The sequence below is a fragment of the Actinomadura chibensis NBRC 106107 genome, assembly GCF_001552135.1.
Lineage (GTDB): Bacteria > Actinomycetota > Actinomycetes > Streptosporangiales > Streptosporangiaceae > Spirillospora > Spirillospora chibensis.
Map to the genome: position 1 here is coordinate 1 of NZ_BCQP01000130.1, position 906 is coordinate 906.

At 58.8% G+C, this 906-nt stretch carries 1 rRNA gene; it reads right to left on the reverse strand.

Annotation, left to right across the window (positions count from 1 at the left end):
• A 23S ribosomal RNA gene (locus ACH01S_RS41740) occupies nucleotides 1–451 on the reverse strand; the annotation flags it as partial.
• Between the last annotated feature and the right edge of the window lie 455 nt (nucleotides 452–906).

The window sequence follows — 906 nt, forward strand, 5'->3', positions numbered from 1 at the left end:
AGCACACCCAGAAGCCACTCAGATTTCGTCTACCGGACTCTCACCGTCTACGGTCGGCCTTCCCAGACCATTCGACTACCCGAGCAGTTTGTAACTCCTTGCTGGACTGGTAGACCCAGCCGGATGGTCCCACAACCCCGCACACGCAACCCCTACCAGGTATCACACGCGCACGGTTTAGGCTCCTCCGCTTTCGCTCACCACTACTCACGGAATCACTATTGTTTTCTCTTCCTGCGGGTACTGAGATGTTTCACTTCCCCGCGTTCCCACCAACCGCCCTATACATTCAGACGGCGGCGACACCCCATGACGGGTGCCAGGTTTCCCCATTCGGAAATCCCCGGATCAAAGTCTGGTTGCCGACTCCCCGAGGCATATCGCAGGCTCCCACGTCCTTCATCGGCTCCTGATGCCAAGGCATCCACCGTATGCCCTAAAAAACTTGAACACACAAAACGATCAAAACAAATCGCAGAAGACAAGACCCAACCAGAAGAACAACCCCCACCCCAAAAGGCAAGGATCAATTCAACGAGTCGAGTCTCACCAGAGATGCTCGCGTCCACTGTGCAGTTCTCAAAAAACAACCGGGCCCACCAAAACCACACCCCCAACCGGGGATGCGGTCCTGGTCCCGCGATCCGAGGTCACCCGGGCTAGGTAGCCCGTTCCCTCAGGACCCAACAGCGTGTCCAACCTGCCAGCCGCCCGAAGCTCCTCGTTCCCACTCCCCCGAACCAGAGCTCGGGGACGGTACTAGCTGAGCCGCACGGCCAGCAGACTGAATAACCAGTGCTCCACATCTATGAGCAGCCACCTGACAGACATTCGCCGTCAACGGCGGCCACCGACCCGCGCACCGTCCAGCTTCCCCGTCACCGGGGTTGTGGATGGTCGACGCGA